Consider the following 21,824-nt stretch of genomic DNA (forward strand, 5'->3'; position numbering starts at 1 on the left):
ATCGACCGCATCTTCTGGGAGACCAAGGCCGCCTGATCTTGGGCGCCCGACGGATTTCCCTGCGCTGCTGGTCAGAGCGCAAATAACAACGGCCCGACCGCACTTCGCGGCCGGGCCGTTGGGCTGTCACAAGATCATCTGGGAGGTGTTTGGGAGATGGGAGTGGATCATGCGGCTTCCGTCGCCCACTCCTTCCAGGATGTCTCGCTCGATGTCTCGCCCTTGAGGGACGTCTCCCACGCCCACTGGAGCCCGCGGGCGATCCCGCGCTCCATTGCCGGGGAGGTGTGCGAGTAGGTCCCCTCGACGCCCTGGAGGCGGTGCCCCAGCCTCTCCTCGACCGCGACCCGCGCATGCCCCTGCTCGTCCAACCACACCTTGTGGCCGTGCCGGAGGCCGTGCGGAACCATCCCTTCGAGGTCCTTGACCGTCGGCAGCTCGACTTGTTCAGCCCGCCCCCGGCGCGACGGCTCGGCGTCCTGGCCCTCGACGATCGGATGCCAGAACCGGCCATAGAACTGATCGTCGACCCGCAGGGGCCGGCCGCGCTGGGAGGGGAACACGAGGAGCGGGTGGGCGTTCTCCGCCAGGAGCTGCGACAGCAAGTCGCCGAGGAACGGCGGCAGGATGAGCGTCCGATAGGAGCTGTACTTCGGCGGCAGCAGCGTGAAGCCCTTCGGGAGCATGAGCCGGCGGCCAGCGCGGAGCTTCTCGCCAGGTCCGAGGCCGTTCGCCTCCGCGATTTCTGACGCCCGCTTTGGGTCGGCCAGGCGGAGCTCCGCGATCGTCTCCAGGGTGTCGCCGCGGTTCACGATGTGCTTCGCGGGCGCGCTCAGCCACTGGCCCTGCCACTGGACGCGCAGCGACTTCCCGTACTCCAGCCCCAGGAGACGCACCTGGTCCCGCCGAAGGCCGGCCACCTCGCCCATGCGCAGGCCCGCGTACGCGGCCGTGAGGACCATGACGTACCACTGGAACCCTCGGACCGTCCGCGCGTTCTCCGCGAGCTGCAGGACCTGCGCAGGGGTGGCCCAAACGTAGTCGTCCGAGGCCTCGACCGTGACGTGGCGCCCGCGGCGCCTCTGGGAGGCAGTCGGCATCGGGTTGTACGGGATGAGCCGCTCGGTCACGGCGTCGTCCAGGATCATGCGCATCAGGCCTTCGACGGCCTTGACGTAGTTCGGCTTGTACTGCTCGCCCAGCTTGGTCGTCCAGGCCCGGTAGCTCATGGACGTGATGTCCCCGACGGGAGTCTCGGCCCACTTCGGCAGGATCACGGCATTCAGCCGGCTGTCGTAGCTGCGGTCCGAGGTCTCAGATACGTCGGACGCGGCCCGGCACTCCAGGGCCCACTCGCCGAACAGCTTCGCGCCATCCTTCGGATTGACGAAGACCTTCCGCTGTACGTCGGTCTCCAGCGCCCGCCCGTGATCGAGGGCGTCCTGCTTCGTTTCGAATCCACTGGCCGAGTCGTACGTCCCGTCGGGGAGCTTGTACCGAACTCGCCAGCTCTTTCCGCGCTTCTCCGCGTAGGCCACGGACCGACCCTCTCAGTACGAATGGCCGGCGGGCACCCCTGACCGCCAACCGTTCTACAGGACCGCGCTTATGTTGCCAGTTTCAGCGGGCAGCTCTGGCATGCGCATGTGGCGCAGTCGCCTCCTTGACGCCTGATCAGCTCCCGAACTGCACTCCTTGCAGGCGCGCTTGTTCGGACCTTTGGCGTCATCACACACACGATTCCCTCGCCTGCGTGGGCCGACCAGCCAACGAAGCCCGGTCGGTCCAGCGTGATGAATGTGTGCTGCACGGGGCCTCCTTTCGGTGCGTTCGGAAACCCTCCGTGACCGGATCCTGACATACCGATCGCGTGACCGATAGGAGACAGATCAACTTGATGTCGAACGCCCGGTTACGGTTTCGACACGGAAAAAGGTTGTGCTAGCCAGGGGTTGTTTCCTCGACATTTGTGGGCACAATGCCGCGCCGCCGCAGCTCCTCCAACACGGCCTCGCTGACCTTGGCCATCTCGCCGGCGGGGAGCTCCGGCATCGTGGCGATCATCGCGTTCCTCACCGCCGTGCGCGCGCTGTCGTCCAACGAGGCGTCCGAGGCGTAGCGGACGCCGTGCGCGATCTCGCCGGCCTCTTGGGCCTCCTTGGCTCCTTCGAGCACGGCCATGCAGGCCCCGGGTGCCCAGCCGAACGCAGTCTCGATCTTGGCGTACGTAACGTCGCGGACCTCATCCGCGCGCTCGACGCGCATGTACGTGGTGTGCGTCAGGTCGGCTGCTCGGGCGGCCTCGACTTTGTGCCAGCCGAGCTTGACTCGGCGCTGGATCACTAGCCGGGCGAGACGCTGCCTGTCGTCGCGGTCGGGAGTTGCCATGAGGGCATGGTCTCAGGAACTGCCAGGTACCGCCAGGAACAGCTTCCAGCCTCTACCAGTTCATTACATGCTGTTTGAGCTGGGCATATGCCAAAGCTGCTAGCTACTGCTAGCAAATGCTGACTACTGCAAGTTACTGCGTAGTACTGCTAGGAACTGCTATCAGTAGCTGTTAGTTTCTGTCCATGACGGCACCCCGAGCTACCTACGAGGTGGACGGGGCGGCAATCCGAACGCTCCGCATGCAGCGCGGCAAAACGATCGCTGACCTCGCCCGCACCGCAGGCATCAGCCGCTCCTACCTGAATCGGCTGGAAATCGGCATCCAAAGCCGCATGCGACCCGGCACCTACATAGGGCTCCGCGCCGCCCTCGGCCTCCCGACCGAAAACGAACAGCTCCTCGCCACCGGCGAAATTCACTCAAATGAGGTGCCCAAATGCCTGCCAGGACCCTCCCCGTCGAGGACTTCACCGACGTAAACGAGACCGCCCTGCGTCTGGGTATCGGCGTCCGCCGCCTCCGCGACGGCGTCAACCACCACGGCTACCCGCACCACCGCATGGGTCGAAAGTTGCGGTTCAGCCCCCAGGACCGCGCCGAGATCGCGGAGATGCACCGGGTGCCCGCTCGGCCCCGGCGCCTCCGCGCCCGCGCCGCCTGACCGACGAAAAACGGGGCCGCACAGACCGGGCCTGGTCCGTGAAGCCCCTCGGCAGTACCCACCACAGACAGAGAGGTACACCGTGAACACCCAGCTTACCGAGCAGGCGCCCGCGATCAACGCGTTGGCTGCCCTCGTCGAGGCGCACGGCCACCTGCCGTTGCCCTTCATCTCTCTGTACAGCAGCTTGGGAGTCGTCAGCCTCCAGCTGGACACCCCGGCTGAGTTCGAGGCCTGGCGGTGCGCGCTCGACATCCCCCCGTCCGTGGTGACGCTGCACGCCTACGCGGGCTCGACGTGGCTCGCCGCGACCAGCCTCTTTCTGGGCGTGAAGTTGCAGCTGTCGGGGCACGGGCTGCCGGTCACCGTCGAGCAGGTAGCGGCCTTCGAGGCCCTGGCGGTGGCCGCGTGAACACGAGGAGCATCAGCGGCGCCGCGAAGGTGATCTGCGCCCGGATGGGCCGGCCGAACGCGGTCGGCGCGACGATCGCGGTCGCGCTGGACGCGGGTGGCTGGCTGAACACCGAGGACACAGCGGCCGAGTTGGTGGCGCTGCGGGCCCGGGTGGCCGAGTTGGAGGCCGCTGCCAAGGTCTCCCGGACCGAGGCCATCGCCGATGTCGGTGACTGGCTGGAGGAGATCGACGACAAGAACGCGGCGTACATGGTGCGCACCTTCGACATCCCGGCCGCCCGTGACATGCGCCCTGCCGAGAACCCGCAGCGCGCCGAGGCAGCTGGCCGCCCGTGTGGCTGCCCGGACCGGTTCGACCGGCACGCCGTCGGCTGCCCCACCCTGCCCGGCGAGGGAGCGGCCGCCCGCCGCTCGGTCGACGTCCAGTTCCCGATCGTGGCCGCGGACGGCACCCCGTGACCGCCTTACTCGCCCTCGCCGTGATCTCGCTCGCCCTGCACCTGGCGCAGTACGCGGTCAGCCGGTCGATGGAGCGCCGCACCCCGCCGTCCCTGGCCCCGGTAGCCCTGCCCGCACTCACGTGGCCTGCCAACGCGGGGCACGGCCGGCACCGCCGGGCCGGATCGGCCCCGGACGAGTGGGCCGCCTGTCACAGCCTCGCCTGCGCGCACCTGACCACGGCGCACACCAAGACCCCGGCCGGCCTCGTCTGCGACGAGTGCGGCCACACCAGCACAGGAGAACTGATGGACGACTACCAGGACTTCGCCGACGAGGTGGAGCACCCCACCCGCGAGGAACAGAAGGCCGACGAGATCCGCCTGGACCTCGCCGACGAGGAGCGGCACGCCGCGCTGGAGCCGCAGGCCGGCCCCGGCCCGGACGACGACACGTGCTTCGCCGAGTTCATCGACGGCTCGTACACCAACTGCGGGTGCGAGTACTGCGAGGACCGCGAGGCCCGAGAGGAGGTGGACCGGTGATCGAATGGTTCCGTACGAACCGCCGGCTGAGGTCGGAAGTGGAGTACCTGCAGGGGCGGCTGAACGCGGCCGCCGAGGAGCGGCGCGCGCTGGTCGTCCGGCCGGGCCCGCTGCCCGGGGCCGCACCCGTCCCGGTGCCGGCTGTCCGGACCGACACCGCCGATGCTCTCCAGGTCCGGATCAACGACTTGGAGAAGCTCAAGACCACCGCCGGGGCCCTGCAGCTGACCCGCGAAGTAGGCGTCTGGCGGGAGCGGGCGGCGAACTTCGAGGAGCAGCTCCTGGCGCTGCAGGTCGCCAACGAGGCCGCGGACGCGAACCTGAAGCGCGTCACGGGCCAGCTGACGGCCGCCAACGCGCACCTCACCAAGCTGGGTTGGCACGCCGAGCGCAGCGCGGGCCTGGCGTGAGCGACCTCCCCGTGATCGCGTTCTTCGTCGTCCTGGCGACTGGGGCCGTGGTCTGGCTCGTCGCGCTGGTCCTGGCCCTCGTCGGCCTGGCCCGCGGGGCGGTCCGTCTCTGGCAGGCCATCGCGGCCCGGGCGTTCGTCGCCCGCCTCGGGTGACCAGGCCCGCCCACCCCTGCGACTCCCTGTACCTGCCTCACGGCTCGCAGCCCGCCCGCCTCTACCCGTGCGGGTGGCGCTGCGACCGGCACACCCCCAACGCCCTCGCCGGGCGGCCCGAGACGCCGCCCGGGCCCGGCTGGCCCGCAGGGTCCTACCTCACCCGCACCGAACCTCCCGCCGTCACCGAACCCCCGGAGGAATCATGTCCGCTCCCACCCCCCGCGACGTAGCCGCCCGCGTCGTTCGTGCCCAGGCCGCCACCCTCGGCTCCTCGTTCCGCGGCCGCTTCCAGCAGGGCATCCGCTGCAGCCAGATGAACCCGAACACCCGCCTCGTCGCCCTCACGCTGGCCTCGCTCGCCTCGGACAGCGGCGAGATCGACCCCTCCGCCCAGCCCGGGCTGGGCGGTCTGGTGACCGCCACGGGGCTGACGCTCGGCCGCACCTGTGTGCACCTGCGGATCCTCGAGCAGCGCGGCTGGCTGCAGCCGGTGCACGGCGACCAGTACGAGAACGCGACGTTCGTTCTGACGCTCCCGCTGTACCGGAGGGCATCCCAACGCGGCTGACGAGTCCTCGCCCCACCCGTACGACCTCGTGACACAGAGAGGCTCCCGTGCCCGACGAGCAGCAGCCGGACTACGCCAGCGGAGGCGTTCCGCACGCCTACCGCAACGCCCTGTACTGGCGATGGACGCGGGAGCTCCCCAAGCCCCTGCGCGGCGGGTTCCTCACGGTCCTCTACGCCCTCGCCACGGCCGCCAACACCTCGGGCGCGCTGCGGATGCGGGACGGTGCGCCGATCCGCGTGCAGAGCGTGGCAGCGGCCTCGTGCTCGGACCTCAAGGACGTCCGCCGCTGGCTGGCCGCCGCGGAGGCGGCCGGTGTCGTGACCACCGAGCAGCCGCCCGGCCCGGGTCGGCCCACCGTGTACGTGCTCGTCATCTGCCCGCGTCCCGACTGGACCGCGGCGGTTGCGGTCCTGGAGGCCAAGCGGCGGCGCCGGCCGAAGAAGGAGGCGGCCCCGTGGACCGAGGAGGCTCCCACCGAGTTGGGGGGACCGGCCCCCCATTCCGAGGAGGCGAATAGGGGGGACCGGCCCCCCAATTCGCCGGAAGGCAAATGGGGGGACCGGCCCCCCTTGGAAATGGGGGGACCGGCCCCCCTTGAAATGGGGGGACCGGCCCCCCTACGTACCAGGTATACCCAGGTACTACCCCAGGGATCGGCCGCTGTTGGTGGTCACCTGACCCTGGGGGTCGCTCCCCCCGGTGGAGACGATCCGCCTGACGCGGATCCGCCGCCGACGTCCGCCCGGCCGCCCCTGGCGCTCACCGCCCAGCAGCGCCGCGACGACCGGGCCGCGCAGCTCAAGACGAAAAGCGCCTCCAACGGGGGGCAGATGCCGCTCCTGCTGTCGGTACGCGACCCCGAGCACGTGGCCACCGTCGCCGAGGTACGCGCGGCCGCCGAGGGCGACCCCGAGGCCATCCGGCGGGCGATCGCCACGCTCGGCCGGACCGAGGCCATCCACGTCTACGGCTGGCGCCTGGTCTCCCCACACCTCACCGACGACATCACCGACACCGACACCGCCTGAGAGGGCCCCACCATGACGATCGACCTCGCCCCCGCCGCCGTGGGCTACGACGAGCAGTGGGAGGACGACGCCCCGCTCCCGTTCGCTGCCGCCCCCGTACCGCCCGCCCTCACGGCCGCCGAGGCCCTCGCCGCCACCGGCCACCACGTCCACCTCGTCGCCGACGACGTGCAGTGCCTCACGCACTCCTGCACCGCCCTCCCCGGCGCCTGAGGAGCCCCCGATGCCCAGCGACCACGACGTCGCCGCCTGCCCCAGCTGCGGCGACCGCATCCGGTGGACCACCACAGCCGCCGGCCGCCGCCAGGCCGTCAACGCCGACCCCAACCCCGCCGGCAACCTCGCCATCTACCGCGACGGCGTCGGCACCCTCCGCTCCCGGGGCCTGACCACCGAGCGCCCCAACCCCGAGGGCTTCGAGCGGCTGTACATGCCGCACGTCGCCACCTGCCCCGCGCCCCGCCCGCCGCGCTCCGGGTCCCGGCAGCGGTCCGCTGTTCGGCCGGCGCGCTGGCAGGGATGGACCCGATGACCACCCGGGCCACGGTGGCCGTCGCCGAGGCGGTCGGCGCTGTGATCGCCGCGCAGCTGCAGCAGGACCTGGTGCAGCTGCTCGGGCAGCCGCTGCCCGACGCCGTCGCCGCGCTCCTCGGCCGCAACGCCGTGATGGCGCTGCGACAGGACGGCTGGCACATCGGCCCCACCCCGCCCGTACCCGCCCCGACCGACACCGCAGGGAGCCCCGAATGATCATCAATCTCACGGGTGAGGACGTCCGCCTCTACGGGCCGGAAGCCCCCGACGTCATCGCTGCCGACGCCCTCGCCACCGGATGCACGGTCATCGCTGCCGGGGGCCCGGGGGCCTTCCTCCGCTTCGAGTCGGTGGACCTCGACGAGCCCAAGACCACGCGCCATGGCGACCAGCACCTGGAAATCCACCTCGTGCGGTACGTGGTCCGGGACCTGCCCGCCTCCCGGCCGGGCGTGTACCTCCTCGTCGACCCCGCGATCGGTGCCTGCGTCCGTGGGCGCGCCGACCTCCTCGTTCCCCTCGACGAGGTCCACGACTCCAACGGCGTCCCCGTCGGCCACCGCTACCTCGTCAGCCCCTGCTGATTCCCTACCGCCCCGCACAGCACCGAGAAAGGGCCGCCATGAACGTCTCCCCGGCCGTCGTCCTGCAGATGAGCCGCGACGGGTACAGCGACCAGCGGATCGCCGATCAGCTGCGCACCGATCGCGAGACCGTCGCGAGCATCATCGACCTGCACAAGAGCGTCGCCGCCCGCGGGGCGCTCCCCACCTCGTCCACATCGAGGGAGCGCCCGGGCGTTGCCAAGTTGCTGGCGTGGGCGGAGGGCCACGAGGCCAAGTCCGTACAGCGCAGCGCCGAGCGAGTGCACGCCCTGATCGACGAGCTTCAGGCGCGGCACGAGACCGAGTCTGAGCTCCTCAGGGTCACGATGGAAGTCGTAGAGCTGGAGAAGCAGCTGGCCGAGGCCCGCAGCCGGGCGGCCGCGCTGAAGCCCGGCGCCCGCCCGCCCCGCCCTGCGGTGAAGCGCACCTACGACCCGGCCGTCGTCAGGGCATGGGCCCGCCAGGCCGGCATCCCCTGTGCGCCCGCCGGCATCGTCCCTCGGCCCATCGTCGAGGCCTGGGAGCAGCGCGAGCAGCCGGTCACGCCGTGAGCATCCCGCCGAGCACGCTGCGGATCGTGGCCGCCGCCATCGAGGACTACCGCACGGTGACCCCGCCCGACGAGGCGACGCCGGCCGCGCTCGCGGAGTACATCGCCATGTACCTCGACAGCAGCAGCCTGACGATCCGCCCCCACACCACCGCCTGAAGGAGGAGACCCGTGTCCCGCACCGCCACCCTCAGCCGCTCCCGACCCCACGCCGACACCGACCCCGCCGGCCACTGGGCGGACCGCGCACGCTGCAAGAACCGCCTGGCCGAGTTCGAGGCCAGTGAGGACGCCGCCCGCGCGATGTGCGAGGCCTGCCCGGTCCGCGCCCAGTGCCTTGACGTGGCGCTGGAGGAGGAGGGCCAGAGCACCAGCGCCTACCGCGACGGGATCCGCGGCGGCCTCGACCCCCGCGAGCGGGCCGCCCTCGCCCGCGGAGAGCAGCCCGTGCCCGACGACACCCCCGACAACCGGGAGGAGGCCGAGAAGCTCCTGCGCGCCGCGCAGCTGTGCGACCGCGTCGTCGCCGAACGCAGCGGCCTCCCGCTCCGGGCAGTCACAGAGCTACGCCGAAGCCTGGGCCTGCGCATGGTTCCCGACCCCCAGACCAGCCCGCGCAAGCCCCGCACGCCCCAGCAGCGATTCGACCGGCGCACCCAGCCCGGCGACGACGGGCACGTGCTGTGGATCGGCAACCCCGGTGTGCAGATGGCCGATCGCCGCTCCGTCAGCTGCACGGTCCTGGCCTACACCCTCGGCTATGGGCGACCGCCCGAGGGCTCCGTCCGGGCCACGTGCGGGCAGGCCCGGTGTGTGGCCTGGCAGCACCTGGCCGACCGTCCGATGCGCGAGGCCCTCGCCGCGGCCGCCGAGCCCCCGGCCGTCCCGCAGCTGCTCGTGCCCGTCGAGTACCTGTACGGCGTGCAGCCGACGCACTGGAAGGGAGACGCACTGTGGGCGCCCGCCCAAGTGGTTCGCTTTCGCGTCGTCAGGAAGACCCGCGCCAAGGTCTTCTACATCCGCGACGAGCGCCACGGCACGCCCAGGATCGGAAGCGTCAGCCGACTCCGCCTCGAGGCCGACGGCAACGTCTACCGCGGCGCCACCACCGGATGGTGGGAGGCCGACAAACGCCTCTACCTCGCCCCGCCCGCCCTCGAGGCCGACGCCACCGTCCGGCCCTCGCCTGCCACCCTCGCCGAACTCCGGGCGGCGATGACCGTCGCCCACCCCGACCGCGGCGGGACCGACGCCACGTTCATGCAGGCGCACGCGGCCTACCAGCAGGCCCGCCGTACCACCCGGGCGCAGCGGTGAGCGCCCGGATCACGGTCCGCTGCGACCGCATGGGCCAGTACGGCAGCTGCCCCGCACAGCTCCTCACCGACACCGCCGACGAGGCGGAGGCCAACCGGACCGCCGCCCGGCTCGGCTGGGGCATCACCGGGACGTCCCATCACTGCCCCCGCCACTCCGCGCCCTCTGCCAGCCGTTCCAGCATCAACACAAGGATTCCCACATGAGCAGCTTTGAGTTCACCGACCCCGACGGCGACAAGCTGAGCATCGGCATCACGGACCGCGACGACGACGTTCCGACCGTGTGTGTCGTCGCCGAACAGGGCGGGGTGGTGACCGCGTTGCACATCCCGCTGGATCGGGTGGAGGAGGTCATCGCGGGGATCCGCGACATGGCCCGCCAGGGCGGCGGACCCGCGCCCGAGCCGAGCACCCTGCACATCGACGTCGGCTTCGACACGCAGCTCCTCAAGGCCATGATCCGCAAGACCGTAGCCCGGTCCGGGCCGCTCGCTGGCGCCCCCATCACCGACGAGCAGCGCGCCCGCGCTCGCGCAGACCTCCCCCCTGGTTCCGTGCCCACCGCCACCGCGCTCCGGGCCGTCATGCCGCGCCGCTTCGCCCTCCTCCGCCACCACGACGTGTCCGGCGTCTCCGGGACCGGCCTCGTCGCCGACGGCATCCTGTGGCCCGACGGGACCGCATCCGTGCGCTGGCGCGGCGAACACCCCTCCGTCGTCTTCTGGGACCGCGGCCAACTCTCCGTCGAGCACATCCACGGCCACCAGGGCGCCACCGAAATCGTGTGGATCGACGAGCCGTGAACACGCTCGCGGTGGTCCTCATCGCCTGGGTTGTCCTCTCGCCGCTGTGGGCGCTCCTCCTGGGCCGCGCCATCCGCTCCAACACCCGAACCCCCAACCGCACCACGGCACGCCGCCCAGCGCCCGCGTGGGCCCGCCAGAACACCAGGAGACGACCATGACCGAGCAGCACCATGACCTCGCACTCCGCGAACTCACCCAGGCACGCAACAACCTGGAGCGGCTCATCGCCCACCCCAACGGCGCTGCCCGCGACCTCGACGCCGACCACGCCCTTGCCGCCGTTCAAGTGCAGGCCCAGCTCGCGACCGTCACGGCGCTCCTCGCCGTCGCCGACGCGATCCGTGCGACCGCCGCCGGGAGTAGCCGGTGACCCTCCTCGACCGCCTCCGCATCCTCCTCTCCCACACCCGTCGAGGCCTCCACGCTCAGTGCCCCGCCGACTGCGGCGAAGGCCACACCTACGAGCTGCCATGCGACTACCGGCGCGCAGCCAACAAGCAGAACCGGAGCAGCCGATGACCCCCGCCGACGAACTCCAGGCCGCCGCCGAGCAGCTGCGCGCCGCCACGTTCCGAGGAGCCATGACTGCCACCCCAGCCGTCGCCGCCCTCCTCCGGGCCCGGCAACCGCTCGCCGACTGGCTGGAGCAGGCCGCCGAAGCCCTCGAAGGCCAGGACGCGCCCAACGACGAACCCGCCCTCGCCGTGGCCCGCGCGCTCCTCGCGAGCCAGCCGTGACCGAGCCGTGCGAACCCACCCACTGGCCCCACCCCTACGCCGTCCCCCCGCCCGAGGACGACGAGCGCGACATCGTCACCGCCGGCGCCATCGACGACTACCAGCCCGAAGGGAACCGGCCGTGACCGAGCGCCTGCCCCGAACCTGCCAGCTGAGCCCACCCGACTTCCACCGCCTGGACTGGGCCTGCCGACCCATCACCGCCGCCTTCGGGCAACCCGTCTACCTCGTCGGCTCGGCCCTGCACACCGCCGTGTACCGGGACGTCGACCTGCGACTGATCCTGCCCGACGACGAGGCCGAGGCGTTCGCTGGCCGGATCGGCCTGCTGATCAACATCGCCCTGTCCGACCTGATCGCCAAGGCCGCCAACCTGCCCATCCCCGTCGACTTCCAGATTCAGTCCATGACGGAGGCCAGCACCGAGGCTGGCGCACGGAACCCGATCGGCATCGAGGCCGTCGGAGGCCGACTGTGACCGAGCAGCCCGCCCGGCACACCGCCGACACGATCACCGACAACGACCTCGACCAGCTGTACACCGAACTCGCCGACGCCCAGGCCCGCGCCTCCACCGCCGCAACTCACTGGGGGTACGTCTTCGGCCTACTCAGCCAAGCCGTGGACTGGCTCCCCGCCTGCAGCCTTCGGGACCGCATCGACGCCGTCCTCACCGCACCCAAGGAGCCCCTCCCGTGACCACGTGCGTCTGCCAGACCGAGCTGACGTCCGGCCATCTCTGCTCCCGCTGCCGCGCGGCGACCGCCGGCCGCCTGACCCGGATCCCCGCCCTGTACCGGCTTCTGGCCGCCGAGCTGCAACCCGCCGCCGGCCCCGCCTCCTTCGGCCGCGTCCGCCTCGTCGAGGCACCCCTGCCCGTCTCCGCCGACGTGCTGACCATGCGCGGGCCTGGCGGCATCGTGGGCGTCCTGGAGGACTGGTGGACCGCCATGCAGGCCTCCCGCGCCGGATCGGCACCGGTGATCAGCGGCACCTTCGAGCAGCGGGTCAGCAACGCCGCTGCTCGCCTCGCGTTCCACCTCGACTACATCGTCGACTGGGCCCAGGCCGGATCCTTCGCCACCGAGATCCGGCAGCTCGACGAGCGGGCCCTGACGATCGTCTGCCCGCCCGACACCTCCGAGCGCGGTGAGCGGCTCGGCCCCTGCCCTGCCGAGTACGACGACGGCTCCCGGTGCGGGGCCGTGCTGCGCTACTACCGCGGCAACGTCCACGGCGTGACCTGCCCGTGGTGCGCCGTGGTGTACCCGCCGGCCTCCTGGGCCGACCTCAGGGCCTGGATCGACCACGACGAGCGGGAGGTGCTCCTCGCCGGGTAGCCCCCGGAACGCAGGGCGGCCCCCGCCGGTGCGCGAACACCAACGAGGGCCTGACCAACCCCCCTTGAATCAACCAAGGAGAGCAGCTGTGCCCGATACTGCCACGCCCACCCCGCCCCCCGCACACGAGCCCCGACGGCTCCGTATCGCCACCGGACGAGTCGAGCGCCACGGCGCCCGCACGCTCATCCTGAGCGCCACCCCCGACCACGTCCTGGTCACCACCTACCGGGCGGTGACCCGATGACCGGCCTGCCGCCCACCGAGACCTGCCGCGCCCTCCTCCTGCAGATGGCCGCCTACCTCGACCGCTCCCGCCCCAACGGCGTGATGTGGCCCGAGGGCCGCGGCATCATCGCCGGGCAGCTCGCCGCCGAGCACTACGGCATCCGGGCCGACCTCGTCGCCGACGTCGAGGCCGAACTCCTCGCCCACGCCCCGGCCGTCGAGCCCGGCATCCTGCGCGGCAAGTACGCCGAGCAGCTGCGCGACGCCGCCCGCTCCTGACCCAACCCCACCCCGGCCGGGCCCGCCGCGAACCGCGACAGGCCTGGCCGCGACCGCGACAGGACCGCCCCATGACCGACCCGACCACCGACCCTGTCGCGCAGCGGCGCGCCCTTGTCGCGGAACTGACCCGCGACAAGAAGTCCGTCCGCGACATCGCCAAGGAGCTCGGCGTCTCCAAGGACGTGGTGCACCGCGACAGAATCGCCAACGCCGCGACACCCAGCGCACGGCAGGCCCGCCTGCGCGACAAGGCAGCTCAGGCCGCCGCCGCGATGGAGCAGCTGCGCGACGCCGTGGACGCGACAGCGGCCGCCCGTCCCGCTCACCAAGTCCTCGTGACCGATGAGACCGCCCGCCAGTGGCTCGCCCAGCTGCGCGAGGACATCGCCATGCTGACCGGTGTCGCAGACTCCTTCTGCGACATGTACCCGCACCTCGCCGAGACGCCCGCGACACCCGACGCCTGACCGCGACACCCGCTGTCAGACCCCGCCCGTACCGTCAGGGCATCCCATACGCGCTCGCAGGGCTGCTGGCGCTACTCGGGACCCGGCCCCGCCCGAGCACTCCTCGGGCGGGGCCTCCTGTCGCCCGTACCCGCGGCGCTGTTTCACCTCCACCTCGACTGGCAGCATGACCGCATGGACGACCCCGTGCAGTTTCTCCGCGCCCGCCTCGACGAGGACGAACAAACCGCCCGCGCGGCCAGCGCAGGTTGGTACGGCTACGACCCCGAGCAGGCCATTGCGTTCGTTCCCGTGGAGGACACTCAGCACATCGCTCGCCACGATCCGGCGCGAGTCCTCGCCGAGGTCGCCGCCAAGCGGCGGCGCCTCGCCCGCCACACTCCTGAGCGGCGCCGCCTCGCCTTGAACGACCAGACCGGTACGACGTCGTTCGCATACCTGATCTGCACGTCATGCACGCCCAACCGAGACATCGACACGGAACGCCAGGCCCTCGTCGAGTGGCCATGCCCGGACCTATTGGACGACGCGGCGGTATACGCCGGCCACCCGGACTACCAGGCAGCGTGGTCCCTCAAAACCCCAGCGTCTTAGGGGCCTGGGCGACACTGAGCAGCATGGAGTACGCCAGCCTGCCGCCCGGGCAGCTCACCACCAGCACGGCCGCCCTCGCGTGCGGCGTGCAGCCCGCGACCATCCGCGACTGGGTCCGGCGGGGGCTCCTCGCCCGCGCCGGCGGCACACCCAAGAGGCCGATCTACCGCCTGCACGACGTCCTCGCCGCCCGCGACGCACCCAAGCCGAACAGGCTCGGCCAGAGAGCCTGCTGATCATCCGGCTTGACACTCGAACAAGAGCGCGCCACGATTTGGGCGTACAGCCATGCCCACACGCTGGCTGACCAGGACGCCCAAGGCCTCGACCACGCACCACGGTCGGGGCCTTCGCCGTGCCTGCCCCCAAGCACCCGCTGCCCGGCGATCGGGTGGAGAGTCCGGCCGTAGTACCCCGATGACACGCGGGGCATCGCGCGGTAGGCCAGCGACCGGGCAGCGGGCCCACCACATGTCACGGGTACGTCACACACCTGACGATCCCAGCGCCCCGGTGCAACGATGCGGCTCCACCACCGCATCAGGGGGCACCATGGGCTTCATCAACAACGCCAAGGCCGACGTCGCCACCAAGGCCGCGGCCGACGCGTACGCCGCTGGCCGCCACGTCATCACCTTCAAGATCATCGAGGCGAACGTGACCAGCCGCAGTACCGGCATCATGACCGGCGTCGGCGACCAGATCGAAGCGATCGAAGCGCAGGGCTGGCACCTCACCAACATGGCCGCCGCCGAGGGCAAGGCCCTCTCCGGCGAACGTACCGCGCTCATCTGCCTTTTCCGCCGCCGCCAGTAACCGCCACCACCACCGAGCCCGGCCGCGACCCCCCACCGCGGCCGGGCTCCTCCATGACCATTCGTGCGGAGTGGATGCGGGTGCAGCCGTCCGGAACGAGGGCCCCGGACGGCAACCGCCGGTATCACGTAGGGAGGCCGCATGCCCCGCAAGGCCATGCAGGTGTGCCCTACGCCAGGATGCCCCGCACTCACCCCCGTAGGGCGCTGCGAGAGCTGCCAGGCCAAGGCTGATGCGGCCAGGCCGGCACATCGCCATGCAGGACGAGGGACACGTTGGATCAACTCAAGTGCGCTCTACCTACGTGACCATCCGTACTGCGAGTGCCCGCGATGCGCATCGCTTCCCCCTCTTCAGCGTGACCTTGCTACGGAGGTTGATCACATCGACGGGCTTGGTCCCCTTGGTCCGCGCGGCTTCGATCCTTCGAACTGGCAGGCCATGAGCAAGAGACATCACAGCGCCAAGACGGCTCGTGAAACTTGGGGAATTTGATCAAGAATTTCATGAGAATTTGATCAAGGATTTTGATCAAAAAGATCTGTCACTTTACGTGACAGACCCAGGGGGGTACCCCCGACCCCGGTAGGGGTTCCCAGACGCCGGGGAGGGCTCCGGGAAGTCCGTCAGGTTCAAAGGGGTTCCGGCGTCACGCAACGTGATGCCAGCCAGGGCTGCGCAACGCAGCGTGGAGGAGGGATCGATCATGCCCCGTGGTGGAGCTCGCGTTGTGTCCGGGCCGGCGCCCGATCCCAACGCTCTGCGCCGGGATCGCAAGAGCGACGCGGCCGGTTGGCGAACACTGCCGGCCGAGGGCCGTGCAGGCGAGCCGCCCCTGTGGCCCCTGACCGAGGCCAGCGCCCGGGAGTGGGACGTGTGGTGCGAGCTGTGGGAGTCGCCGCAGGCCGTGATGTGGGAGGAGCTCGGCCAGGCCCTCGAGGTGGGTCTGTTCGTGCGGACCCTGGCGGAGGCCGAGCGTGCGGACGCGCGGGTCGACATCAAGAAGATGCTGCGCAGCTACCTCGACAGTCTGGGGTTGAGCGTGCAGGGCATGCTCCGCAACCGCTGGAAGATCGAGCTGCTCGCCGAGGTCGAGGAGGCCCCGGCACAACCCGCCGCACGGCGTCCGTCCGCGCGGGACCGGCTCAAGGTCGTGCCCAGTGGCGAAGGCGCCTGACGCCGGGGCCGAGTTCGTCGTCGACTTCCCCACGCTGTGGGTGGTGCCGGACTGGATCGAGGCGCACTGTCCGGTCCCGGACGGGTTCCGTGCGGGCGAGGACATGGAGCTGTACCCGTGGCAGCTGTGGTGCACCGTGAACCACTACCGGATCAGGCCGGCCGCCCGGCTCGGGCAGCTGGCGCCCGCGTTCACGCACCGCCGCTCGCAGGTCGTTGCGCCGCAGAAGACGGGCAAGGGCCCCTGGTCGGCGACGATCGTCCTGGCCGAGGCTGCCGGGCCGGTCGTCTTCGCCGGGTGGGCGGCCGGCGGGGAGCGGTACCGGTGCGCGGACTACGGCTGCCCGTGCGGCTGGTGGTACGACTACGAGCCTGGAGAGCCGATGGGCGTGCCGTGGCCGACTCCGCAGATCCAGCTCACCGCCACGTCCGAGGACCAGGTCGCGAACGTCTACCGGCCGTTGCAGTCGATGGTGAAGCGCGGCCCCCTGGCCGCGCGCATGCGCGTGGGCGAGGAGTTCACGCGGGTCGGCGATGACGGCCGAATCGACGTCGTCACCTCATCGGCACTGTCCCGGCTCGGCAACCCGATCATCTTTGCGATGCAGGACGAGACCGGCCTGTACACCGCGGCGAACAAGCTCCGGCGCGTGGCGGAGACGCAGCGCCGCGGGGCGGCCGGCATGGGCGGCCGGACGATGGAGACCACGAACGCGTGGGACCCGTCGGAGGACAGCGTTGCGCAGACGACGAGCGAGTCGCGCGCGCGGGACATCTTCCGCTACCACCCGCAGGCCCCCAAGTCGCTGTCCTTCGGCGACAAGCGGCAGCGCAGGAAGATCTACAACCTGGTCTACGCAGGGTCCACGCACGTGGACCTGGACGCGATCGAGGCCGAGTCCGCCGAGATCCTGGAGAAGGACCCCGCGCAGGCCGAGCGGTTCTTCGGGAACCGGTGCGTGGCTGGTACGGCGAGCTGGCTGGACGGCGCGAAGTGGGCGGCGAAGGCCAAGCCCCAGCGGGTGCGCGCGTACACGCGCATCGTCCTTGGTTTTGACGGCTCGGACATGGACGACTGGACGGCGATCCGGGCCGAGACCATGTCGGGCTATCAGTTCACCCCCGTGTACGGGCCGGAGGACGAGCCGACGATCTGGAACCCCGCCGACTACGGCGGCCAGGTCCCGCGCGCCGAGGTCCGGGCGGCCGTCGAACAGCTGATGTCCCGCTACGACGTGGTGCGCATGTACGCGGACCCGCCCTACTGGGACACCGAGGTCGACGAGTGGGTCGACCTGTACGGCGAGGAGCGGGTGATCCGCTGGTACACGCGCCGCATGGTGCAGATGTACTCCGCGGCCGAGCGCCTCAAGACGGACGTGGTCAAGCGCAACGCCGCGGACGGTGCGCGGGCGGCCGCGTTCACGCACGACGGGTGCCCGATCACCGAGGCGCACATCGCCAACACTCGCGTCGCGGTACGGCCGTCCGGGCTGTACGTGCTGCGCAAGGCGAGCCCGGCGCAGAAGATCGACGCCTCCGTGGCCAGCGTGCTCGCGCACGAGGCCCTGGGCGACGTCATCGCGGCCGGCCTGGCCGACAAGGAAGAGTCCTACTTCTACTCCGCGTAGGGGGTGTGTATGGCCACGCTGGAGGAAGCGCAGCGTCTGGTGTCCCTGCTGGAGTCGGAGCTGATCCGGCGCCGGCCGGAGATCGACCGCAACGAGGACTACTACCGGGGCAAGACCCGGCTGCGGTTCGCGTCGGAGGAGTTCGCGAGGTTCCACGGCGACCGCTACAAGGACTTCTCCGACAACTGGGTGCAGATCGTGGCCGACAGCCCGGTCGAGCGGCTGGAGGTCACCGGCTTCAAGGCTGCTGGGGTGGAGCTCGCCGACAAGGAACTGTGGAAGGTCTGGCAGGTCAACGGCCTGGATGCCGACAGCCAGCTCGGGTTTCTCGGCGCGGTCAACTCCGGCCGCTCGTTCGTCCTGGTCTGGGGTGACCCCGACGACCCGGACATGCCGGTCGTCACGTTCGAGGACGCGGCGCAGTGCATCGTCGTCTACGAGCCCGGCTCGCGCCGCCTGCGTCGGGCCGCGCTCAAGCGATGGCAGGACGGCGGGCACGACTTCGCGACGCTCTACCTGCCCGACGAGGTATGGAAGTTCACGCGGTCGCAGGCCCGGCAGGACAAGAGTCCGCAGATGGCCGACGTCGATGAGGAGCTCAGCCGCTGGGCTCCCCGCCAGTTCGACGTCGAGCCGAACCCGCAGCCGAACCCCATGGGTGTCGTGCCGATGGTCGAGCTGCCCAACAAGCCGATGCTGACCAGCGAGCCGATCCCGGACGTGACCGGGGTGGTCGCCATGCAGGACGCCATCAACCTGCTGTGGGCGATGCTGTTCAACGCGTCCGACGCGGCGAGCTTCCCCCAGCGCGTCATCACCGGCGCCGAGCGCCCGATGCTGCCCAAGCTGAACTCAGCCGGAGAGATCATCGGCAAGCAGCCGGTCGACCTCGAGAAATTCGCGGTCGACCGGGTGCTGTGGATCACGGGCAAGGACGCCAAGATCTCCAGCTGGCCGGCCGCCAACCTCGCGGCGTACACGGGGATCATCGAGGTGGCAGTCGGCCACCTCGCCGCGCAGACCCGCACCCCGCAGCACTACCTGATCGGGAAGATGGCCAACCTGGCCGAGGGGGCGCTGCTCGCCGCCGAGACCGGTCTGGTCAAACGCGTCGACGAGAAGAAGCTGTGGTTCGGCCAGGCCCTGCGCGAGGTCGCCCGCCTGATCCTCCTGGCCCAGGGCAAGACCAAGCAGGCCGCCGAGATGCGGGCGGGCAGTGTGCTGTGGGCGGACTCCGAGTCCCGCTCTCACGCGCAGCTGGCCGACGCCCTGGTCAAGCTCAAGGACATCGGGTTCCCCTTCGAGTGGCTGGCCCTGCGCTACGGGCTCACCCCGACCGAGGTCGCCGACGTCGTCGCGATGCGCGAGGCCCAGGCCGAGATGGACCCGGTGGCCGACCTGACCCGGATGATGGCGCAGCGCCCGGCCGACGGGCCGCCGGAAGACACGACGGCCCTCGAGGAGGAACCGGCCGCTGACGAGGTGCTGGCGTGAGCGCCCAGGCGGAGGCCGAGCGGCACCAGCGCGAACGGGCGCGCGCCGCGGCCGTGACCGCGAAGGCCGCCGGCGCGCTGTGGCGGCAGACCGACACCGACCAGCTGCGCGCGTCCTGGGTGGCGCTGCTCACCCGGGCCGTCGCCATCACCACCGCCGGGCAGCTCACCGCGGCCCGGCAGGCCGAGCCGTACCTGGCCGGTCTGCTGGGACCCGATCCGGAGCAGGCTGCCGCCGATCAGCTGCGGCCCGAGTCGCTGGCCGGTGTGGCTGGCGACGGGCGCGAGCTGCCCGAGCTGCTGATGTTTCCGCTGTACACGACGCTCTCGGCGATCGGCCGCGGCGCGTCCCTGGCGGTCTCCTGGGCGTCCGGCGCGGCGCTCCTGGACCTGCTGGTGCGCACCGTCGTCGCGGACGCCGGGCGGGCCGCCGACCTCGTTGCGATGGCGACCAGGCCCGCGGTCACTTCCTACGTGCGGGTGGTGGAGCTGCCCGCGTGCGCGCGGTGCATCATCCTGGCCGGCCGCGAGTACTCCCTCTCGGACGGTTTCGCCCGCCACCCCCGGTGCGACTGCACGATGGCCCCCGTCACACGCTCGAGCCAGCCCGCTGTGGTCGGCGCCCGCGGCGTCTTCCAGGCGATGACGCCCGAGCAGCAGGTGAAGGCCTTCGGCGCCAAGGCCGTTGAGGCGATCGCCGCCGGCGCCGATCCGGCGCAGGTCGTCAACGCCCGCCGCGGTATGAAGAGCGCCACGCTCTACCGCCGGACCGTCCAGGCAACGACCGAGGGCATCACCCGCCGGGGCCTGGCCGGACAGCGGCGCCGCAGCTTCGAGCGGGTGGACGGCCGCCGCTACGCATCCGCGCGGGCGGTGCGGCTGATGCCCGAGGAGATCATGCGCCGGGCCGAGGACCGCGAACACGCGGTGCGGCTGCTGCGCCTGCACGGCTACCTCTTCTGACCCCCGCCCGCGCGCAACGCCCGGGCCCGCCCCCGCAATGGGAGACACCATGCACTCACCCCTGCCCACCCATCCGCTCACCGGCGCCCGCGCGCTGGGCTGGCGCAAGGCCCGCCCCGGCGAGGACGACGAGCAGCCGTACCCGATCTGGCCGATCCGCGGCGGCGCCGAGGACGACGAGGGAGAGGACGGCGGCACCGACGAGGACGGTACGGACGAGGAGGACGGCGCCGCCGACGACGCTGAAGACGGCGACGGTGACGGCGGCGGCCAGGACGACGACGCGGACCCGGACGGCGCCGACCAGCTCGGCGACCGCGGCAAGCGGGCCCTGGCCGCGATGAAGGGAAAGTGGCGCTCCGAGCGGGACAAGCGCCGCGAGCTGGAACAGAAGATGACCACCGGCCAGGGCGACGACGCAGTGGTCAAGGCAACCGCCGCCGCGACCGCCGCGGCCAACACGCGGATCCTCAAGGCCGAGGTACGGGCCGCCGCGAAGGGCCGCCTGGCCGACCCCAAAGACGCGCTGACCTTCCTCGACCTCGGCACCTTCGAGGTCGACGAGGACGGGTCAGTGGACGAGGACGAGATCGCCGATGCGATCGAGACCCTCCTGAAGAACAAGCCCTACCTGGCAGCCGCAACGGCGAAGAGGTTCCAGGGCTCCGGCGACGGCGGTGCAGCGCGCAAGGCGGGCCGGCCCAAGCAGCTCCGAGAGAGCGACCTGAAAACCATGACTGCCGAGCAGATCGTCAAGGCCCAGGATGCCGGGCAGCTCGACGAGTACCTCGGCGCCGGCTAACCAGAGAAGGAGGCCCCCGTGGCCATCACCCGATTCCGTCCGGAGGTGTGGAGCGCGCGACTGCTCGTCGCCACACGCACCCGGCTCGTCTACGCCCAGCCGGGCGTCGTCAACCGAGACTACGAGGGCGAGATCGCCGACTCCGGCGACACCGTCCGGATCACGTCGATCTCCGACCCGACCATCGGCACCTACACCGCGAACTCCACGGTGATCACGCCGGAGGAGCTCACCGACGCCCAGCGCACGCTGACCGTCGACCAGTCGAAGTACTTCGCCTTCAAGGTCGACGACGTCGACAAGCGGCAGGCCAAGGGCAACGTGATGCCCGAGGCGATGTCCCGCGCCGCCTACGGCCTGGCACGGGTAGCGGACTCCCACGTCGCGAGCCTGTACACGCAGGCCGCCGCCGGCAACCAGCTCGGCACCGTCTCCGTCACCACGGCGGCTCTGGCCTACACCCAGATCCGGCTCATGAAGCTGAAGATGGACGAGGCGGACATCCCCGAGGAAGGCCGCTACCTCATCGCCCCGCCGTGGTTCTTCTCCCTGCTCCTCGAGGACAGCAAGTTCCTCGACGCGTCCGCGTCCGGGTCCACGCAGCCCCTGCAGAACGGGTTCATCGGCCGCGCGCTCGGCTTCAACCTGGCCCAGTCCAACGCCGCCCCCAACCCGACCGGCGACGACTTCGTCGTCCAGGCCGGCGTGCCGCAGGCCATCTCCTACGCCGAGCAGATCAACAAGACCGAGGCCTACAAGCCCGAGTCCTCGTTCAGCGACGCGATCAAGGGCCTGCACCTGTACGGCGCGAAGGTCATCCGGCCCACGCACCTCGTCACCCTGCTCGCCTCCAAGACCTGATCGG

General features: G+C 71.1%; 40 protein-coding genes. 38 read left to right on the forward strand and 2 right to left on the reverse strand.

Going from position 1 to position 21,824, the window contains the following annotated elements; all coding sequences use genetic code 11:
• Positions 1–167: 167 nt before the first annotated feature.
• A complete protein-coding gene (locus tag ACODT5_RS15360; RefSeq protein WP_422519846.1) occupies positions 168–1,538 on the reverse strand; it encodes a hypothetical protein in 1,371 nt (456 codons plus the stop codon).
• A 403-nt stretch (positions 1,539–1,941) separates the two neighbouring features.
• Positions 1,942–2,388, reverse strand: a complete 447-nt coding sequence (locus ACODT5_RS15365; protein WP_422519847.1) for a hypothetical protein — start codon at positions 2,386–2,388, stop codon at positions 1,942–1,944.
• A 185-nt stretch (positions 2,389–2,573) separates the two neighbouring features.
• On the opposite strand from ACODT5_RS15365, the gene ACODT5_RS15370 reads away from it, so the two are divergent.
• The 38 genes from ACODT5_RS15370 to ACODT5_RS15555 all read left to right on the forward strand — a co-directional run bounded on the left by ACODT5_RS15370 (position 2,574) and on the right by ACODT5_RS15555 (position 21,820).
• The gene (locus ACODT5_RS15370) at positions 2,574–2,870 is read left to right on the forward strand and encodes a helix-turn-helix domain-containing protein (protein ID WP_422519848.1); all 297 of its coding nucleotides are present in this window, start codon (positions 2,574–2,576) and stop codon (positions 2,868–2,870) included.
• Entirely contained in the window at positions 2,828–3,052 is a 225-nt protein-coding gene (locus tag ACODT5_RS15375) for a hypothetical protein (RefSeq protein WP_422519849.1), read from the forward strand. Before ACODT5_RS15370 ends, ACODT5_RS15375 begins: the two co-directional genes overlap by 43 nt.
• Positions 3,053–3,134: 82 nt before the next feature.
• Positions 3,135–3,464 (forward strand): hypothetical protein, encoded by a 330-nt coding sequence (locus ACODT5_RS15380; protein ID WP_422519850.1) that lies wholly within the window; start codon positions 3,135–3,137, stop codon positions 3,462–3,464.
• A complete protein-coding gene (locus ACODT5_RS15385; RefSeq protein WP_422519851.1) occupies positions 3,461–3,925 on the forward strand; it encodes a hypothetical protein in 465 nt (154 codons plus the stop codon). The genes ACODT5_RS15380 and ACODT5_RS15385 overlap by 4 nt, the downstream gene beginning before the upstream one ends.
• Positions 3,922–4,449, forward strand: coding sequence for a hypothetical protein (locus ACODT5_RS15390; RefSeq protein WP_422519852.1), 528 nt, complete (start codon positions 3,922–3,924; stop codon positions 4,447–4,449). Before ACODT5_RS15385 ends, ACODT5_RS15390 begins: the two co-directional genes overlap by 4 nt.
• Positions 4,446–4,859 carry a hypothetical protein gene (locus tag ACODT5_RS15395; RefSeq protein ID WP_422519853.1) on the forward strand — a complete coding sequence of 138 codons (414 nt, stop codon included), beginning with the start codon at positions 4,446–4,448 and terminating at the stop codon, positions 4,857–4,859. Before ACODT5_RS15390 ends, ACODT5_RS15395 begins: the two co-directional genes overlap by 4 nt.
• On the forward strand, positions 4,856–5,014 hold the full coding sequence (locus ACODT5_RS15400) for a hypothetical protein (protein ID WP_422519854.1): 159 nt from the start codon (positions 4,856–4,858) through the stop codon (positions 5,012–5,014). Before ACODT5_RS15395 ends, ACODT5_RS15400 begins: the two co-directional genes overlap by 4 nt.
• 205 nt (positions 5,015–5,219) lie before the next feature.
• Positions 5,220–5,585: a hypothetical protein gene (locus ACODT5_RS15405; RefSeq protein ID WP_422519855.1), complete on the forward strand. Its 366-nt coding sequence runs from the start codon at positions 5,220–5,222 to the stop codon at positions 5,583–5,585.
• 47 nt (positions 5,586–5,632) lie between these two features.
• The gene (locus tag ACODT5_RS15410) at positions 5,633–6,616 is read left to right on the forward strand and encodes a hypothetical protein (protein WP_422519856.1); all 984 of its coding nucleotides are present in this window, start codon (positions 5,633–5,635) and stop codon (positions 6,614–6,616) included.
• A 12-nt stretch (positions 6,617–6,628) separates the two neighbouring features.
• Positions 6,629–6,829: a hypothetical protein gene (locus tag ACODT5_RS15415; protein ID WP_422519857.1), complete on the forward strand. Its 201-nt coding sequence runs from the start codon at positions 6,629–6,631 to the stop codon at positions 6,827–6,829.
• Positions 6,830–6,839: 10 nt separating this feature from the next.
• Positions 6,840–7,148: a hypothetical protein gene (locus tag ACODT5_RS15420; RefSeq protein WP_422519858.1), complete on the forward strand. Its 309-nt coding sequence runs from the start codon at positions 6,840–6,842 to the stop codon at positions 7,146–7,148.
• The gene (locus ACODT5_RS15425) at positions 7,145–7,366 is read left to right on the forward strand and encodes a hypothetical protein (RefSeq protein ID WP_422519859.1); all 222 of its coding nucleotides are present in this window, start codon (positions 7,145–7,147) and stop codon (positions 7,364–7,366) included. Before ACODT5_RS15420 ends, ACODT5_RS15425 begins: the two co-directional genes overlap by 4 nt.
• Positions 7,363–7,734, forward strand: coding sequence for a hypothetical protein (locus ACODT5_RS15430; protein ID WP_422519860.1), 372 nt, complete (start codon positions 7,363–7,365; stop codon positions 7,732–7,734). The genes ACODT5_RS15425 and ACODT5_RS15430 overlap by 4 nt, the downstream gene beginning before the upstream one ends.
• Before the next feature lie 38 nt (positions 7,735–7,772).
• A complete protein-coding gene (locus ACODT5_RS15435; RefSeq protein ID WP_422519861.1) occupies positions 7,773–8,306 on the forward strand; it encodes a hypothetical protein in 534 nt (177 codons plus the stop codon).
• Positions 8,303–8,464 carry a hypothetical protein gene (locus tag ACODT5_RS15440; protein WP_422519862.1) on the forward strand — a complete coding sequence of 54 codons (162 nt, stop codon included), beginning with the start codon at positions 8,303–8,305 and terminating at the stop codon, positions 8,462–8,464. The genes ACODT5_RS15435 and ACODT5_RS15440 overlap by 4 nt, the downstream gene beginning before the upstream one ends.
• Before the next feature lie 12 nt (positions 8,465–8,476).
• Positions 8,477–9,622 (forward strand): WhiB family transcriptional regulator, encoded by a 1,146-nt coding sequence (locus ACODT5_RS15445; RefSeq protein ID WP_422519863.1) that lies wholly within the window; start codon positions 8,477–8,479, stop codon positions 9,620–9,622.
• Positions 9,619–9,828 (forward strand): hypothetical protein, encoded by a 210-nt coding sequence (locus ACODT5_RS15450; RefSeq protein ID WP_422519864.1) that lies wholly within the window; start codon positions 9,619–9,621, stop codon positions 9,826–9,828. Before ACODT5_RS15445 ends, ACODT5_RS15450 begins: the two co-directional genes overlap by 4 nt.
• Positions 9,825–10,427 carry a hypothetical protein gene (locus tag ACODT5_RS15455; RefSeq protein ID WP_422519865.1) on the forward strand — a complete coding sequence of 201 codons (603 nt, stop codon included), beginning with the start codon at positions 9,825–9,827 and terminating at the stop codon, positions 10,425–10,427. Before ACODT5_RS15450 ends, ACODT5_RS15455 begins: the two co-directional genes overlap by 4 nt.
• A complete protein-coding gene (locus ACODT5_RS15460) occupies positions 10,424–10,588 on the forward strand; it encodes a hypothetical protein (RefSeq protein WP_422519866.1) in 165 nt (54 codons plus the stop codon). Before ACODT5_RS15455 ends, ACODT5_RS15460 begins: the two co-directional genes overlap by 4 nt.
• Entirely contained in the window at positions 10,585–10,800 is a 216-nt protein-coding gene (locus ACODT5_RS15465; RefSeq protein ID WP_422519867.1) for a hypothetical protein, read from the forward strand. The genes ACODT5_RS15460 and ACODT5_RS15465 overlap by 4 nt, the downstream gene beginning before the upstream one ends.
• Entirely contained in the window at positions 10,797–10,949 is a 153-nt protein-coding gene (locus ACODT5_RS15470) for a hypothetical protein (protein WP_422519868.1), read from the forward strand. Before ACODT5_RS15465 ends, ACODT5_RS15470 begins: the two co-directional genes overlap by 4 nt.
• Positions 10,946–11,167 (forward strand): hypothetical protein, encoded by a 222-nt coding sequence (locus ACODT5_RS15475; protein ID WP_422519869.1) that lies wholly within the window; start codon positions 10,946–10,948, stop codon positions 11,165–11,167. The genes ACODT5_RS15470 and ACODT5_RS15475 overlap by 4 nt, the downstream gene beginning before the upstream one ends.
• Positions 11,164–11,292 carry a hypothetical protein gene (locus tag ACODT5_RS15480; RefSeq protein WP_422519870.1) on the forward strand — a complete coding sequence of 43 codons (129 nt, stop codon included), beginning with the start codon at positions 11,164–11,166 and terminating at the stop codon, positions 11,290–11,292. Before ACODT5_RS15475 ends, ACODT5_RS15480 begins: the two co-directional genes overlap by 4 nt.
• Positions 11,289–11,645, forward strand: a complete 357-nt coding sequence (locus ACODT5_RS15485) for a hypothetical protein (protein WP_422519871.1) — start codon at positions 11,289–11,291, stop codon at positions 11,643–11,645. The genes ACODT5_RS15480 and ACODT5_RS15485 overlap by 4 nt, the downstream gene beginning before the upstream one ends.
• Positions 11,642–11,866 (forward strand): hypothetical protein, encoded by a 225-nt coding sequence (locus tag ACODT5_RS15490; protein ID WP_422519872.1) that lies wholly within the window; start codon positions 11,642–11,644, stop codon positions 11,864–11,866. Before ACODT5_RS15485 ends, ACODT5_RS15490 begins: the two co-directional genes overlap by 4 nt.
• A complete protein-coding gene (locus tag ACODT5_RS15495) occupies positions 11,863–12,507 on the forward strand; it encodes a hypothetical protein (protein ID WP_422519873.1) in 645 nt (214 codons plus the stop codon). The genes ACODT5_RS15490 and ACODT5_RS15495 overlap by 4 nt, the downstream gene beginning before the upstream one ends.
• An 88-nt stretch (positions 12,508–12,595) precedes the next feature.
• Positions 12,596–12,754 (forward strand): hypothetical protein, encoded by a 159-nt coding sequence (locus ACODT5_RS15500; protein ID WP_422519874.1) that lies wholly within the window; start codon positions 12,596–12,598, stop codon positions 12,752–12,754.
• Complete coding sequence (locus ACODT5_RS15505; RefSeq protein WP_422519875.1) at positions 12,751–13,014, forward strand: hypothetical protein; 264 nt, start codon at positions 12,751–12,753, stop codon at positions 13,012–13,014. The genes ACODT5_RS15500 and ACODT5_RS15505 overlap by 4 nt, the downstream gene beginning before the upstream one ends.
• 71 nt (positions 13,015–13,085) lie before the next feature.
• Positions 13,086–13,484 (forward strand): helix-turn-helix domain-containing protein, encoded by a 399-nt coding sequence (locus ACODT5_RS15510; protein WP_422519876.1) that lies wholly within the window; start codon positions 13,086–13,088, stop codon positions 13,482–13,484.
• Positions 13,485–13,658: 174 nt separating this feature from the next.
• Positions 13,659–14,078, forward strand: a complete 420-nt coding sequence (locus ACODT5_RS15515; RefSeq protein ID WP_422519877.1) for a DUF6221 family protein — start codon at positions 13,659–13,661, stop codon at positions 14,076–14,078.
• Between the two features lie 23 nt (positions 14,079–14,101).
• Positions 14,102–14,314: a MerR family transcriptional regulator gene (locus tag ACODT5_RS15520; protein WP_422519878.1), complete on the forward strand. Its 213-nt coding sequence runs from the start codon at positions 14,102–14,104 to the stop codon at positions 14,312–14,314.
• Positions 14,315–14,630: 316 nt separating this feature from the next.
• Complete coding sequence (locus tag ACODT5_RS15525; protein ID WP_422519879.1) at positions 14,631–14,894, forward strand: hypothetical protein; 264 nt, start codon at positions 14,631–14,633, stop codon at positions 14,892–14,894.
• Between the two features lie 730 nt (positions 14,895–15,624).
• Positions 15,625–16,071: a phage terminase small subunit gene (locus ACODT5_RS15530; RefSeq protein WP_422519880.1), complete on the forward strand. Its 447-nt coding sequence runs from the start codon at positions 15,625–15,627 to the stop codon at positions 16,069–16,071.
• Positions 16,055–17,701, forward strand: a complete 1,647-nt coding sequence (locus ACODT5_RS15535; protein WP_422519881.1) for a hypothetical protein — start codon at positions 16,055–16,057, stop codon at positions 17,699–17,701. Before ACODT5_RS15530 ends, ACODT5_RS15535 begins: the two co-directional genes overlap by 17 nt.
• Positions 17,702–17,710: 9 nt before the next feature.
• Positions 17,711–19,195 carry a phage portal protein gene (locus ACODT5_RS15540; protein ID WP_422519882.1) on the forward strand — a complete coding sequence of 495 codons (1,485 nt, stop codon included), beginning with the start codon at positions 17,711–17,713 and terminating at the stop codon, positions 19,193–19,195.
• Positions 19,192–20,157, forward strand: a complete 966-nt coding sequence (locus ACODT5_RS15545; protein WP_422519883.1) for a hypothetical protein — start codon at positions 19,192–19,194, stop codon at positions 20,155–20,157. The genes ACODT5_RS15540 and ACODT5_RS15545 overlap by 4 nt, the downstream gene beginning before the upstream one ends.
• A gap of 49 nt (positions 20,158–20,206) precedes the next feature.
• On the forward strand, positions 20,207–20,959 hold the full coding sequence (locus tag ACODT5_RS15550; RefSeq protein ID WP_422519884.1) for a hypothetical protein: 753 nt from the start codon (positions 20,207–20,209) through the stop codon (positions 20,957–20,959).
• Between the two features lie 18 nt (positions 20,960–20,977).
• Positions 20,978–21,820, forward strand: coding sequence for a phage major capsid protein (locus tag ACODT5_RS15555; protein ID WP_422519885.1), 843 nt, complete (start codon positions 20,978–20,980; stop codon positions 21,818–21,820).
• Positions 21,821–21,824 lie beyond the last annotated feature (4 nt).

Source organism: Streptomyces tatrensis (assembly GCF_049310065.1).
GTDB lineage: Bacteria > Actinomycetota > Actinomycetes > Streptomycetales > Streptomycetaceae > Streptomyces.

What these genes read in the sequence shown, in the direction of transcription:
- ACODT5_RS15365 (WP_422519847.1), bottom strand. Translation starts at nt 2,388, where the DNA reads ATGGCAACTCCCGACCGCGACGACAGGCAGCGTCTCGCCCGGCTAGTG.
- ACODT5_RS15370 (WP_422519848.1), top strand. Translation starts at nt 2,574, where the DNA reads ATGACGGCACCCCGAGCTACCTACGAGGTGGACGGGGCGGCAATCCGA.
- ACODT5_RS15375 (WP_422519849.1), top strand. Translation starts at nt 2,828, where the DNA reads ATGCCTGCCAGGACCCTCCCCGTCGAGGACTTCACCGACGTAAACGAG.
- ACODT5_RS15405 (WP_422519855.1), top strand. Translation starts at nt 5,220, where the DNA reads ATGTCCGCTCCCACCCCCCGCGACGTAGCCGCCCGCGTCGTTCGTGCC.
- ACODT5_RS15415 (WP_422519857.1), top strand. Translation starts at nt 6,629, where the DNA reads ATGACGATCGACCTCGCCCCCGCCGCCGTGGGCTACGACGAGCAGTGG.
- ACODT5_RS15420 (WP_422519858.1), top strand. Translation starts at nt 6,840, where the DNA reads ATGCCCAGCGACCACGACGTCGCCGCCTGCCCCAGCTGCGGCGACCGC.
- ACODT5_RS15425 (WP_422519859.1), top strand. Translation starts at nt 7,145, where the DNA reads ATGACCACCCGGGCCACGGTGGCCGTCGCCGAGGCGGTCGGCGCTGTG.
- ACODT5_RS15430 (WP_422519860.1), top strand. Translation starts at nt 7,363, where the DNA reads ATGATCATCAATCTCACGGGTGAGGACGTCCGCCTCTACGGGCCGGAA.
- ACODT5_RS15435 (WP_422519861.1), top strand. Translation starts at nt 7,773, where the DNA reads ATGAACGTCTCCCCGGCCGTCGTCCTGCAGATGAGCCGCGACGGGTAC.
- ACODT5_RS15455 (WP_422519865.1), top strand. Translation starts at nt 9,825, where the DNA reads ATGAGCAGCTTTGAGTTCACCGACCCCGACGGCGACAAGCTGAGCATC.
- ACODT5_RS15465 (WP_422519867.1), top strand. Translation starts at nt 10,585, where the DNA reads ATGACCGAGCAGCACCATGACCTCGCACTCCGCGAACTCACCCAGGCA.
- ACODT5_RS15475 (WP_422519869.1), top strand. Translation starts at nt 10,946, where the DNA reads ATGACCCCCGCCGACGAACTCCAGGCCGCCGCCGAGCAGCTGCGCGCC.
- ACODT5_RS15505 (WP_422519875.1), top strand. Translation starts at nt 12,751, where the DNA reads ATGACCGGCCTGCCGCCCACCGAGACCTGCCGCGCCCTCCTCCTGCAG.
- ACODT5_RS15510 (WP_422519876.1), top strand. Translation starts at nt 13,086, where the DNA reads ATGACCGACCCGACCACCGACCCTGTCGCGCAGCGGCGCGCCCTTGTC.
- ACODT5_RS15515 (WP_422519877.1), top strand. Translation starts at nt 13,659, where the DNA reads ATGGACGACCCCGTGCAGTTTCTCCGCGCCCGCCTCGACGAGGACGAA.
- ACODT5_RS15520 (WP_422519878.1), top strand. Translation starts at nt 14,102, where the DNA reads ATGGAGTACGCCAGCCTGCCGCCCGGGCAGCTCACCACCAGCACGGCC.
- ACODT5_RS15525 (WP_422519879.1), top strand. Translation starts at nt 14,631, where the DNA reads ATGGGCTTCATCAACAACGCCAAGGCCGACGTCGCCACCAAGGCCGCG.
- ACODT5_RS15540 (WP_422519882.1), top strand. Translation starts at nt 17,711, where the DNA reads ATGGCCACGCTGGAGGAAGCGCAGCGTCTGGTGTCCCTGCTGGAGTCG.
- ACODT5_RS15550 (WP_422519884.1), top strand. Translation starts at nt 20,207, where the DNA reads ATGCACTCACCCCTGCCCACCCATCCGCTCACCGGCGCCCGCGCGCTG.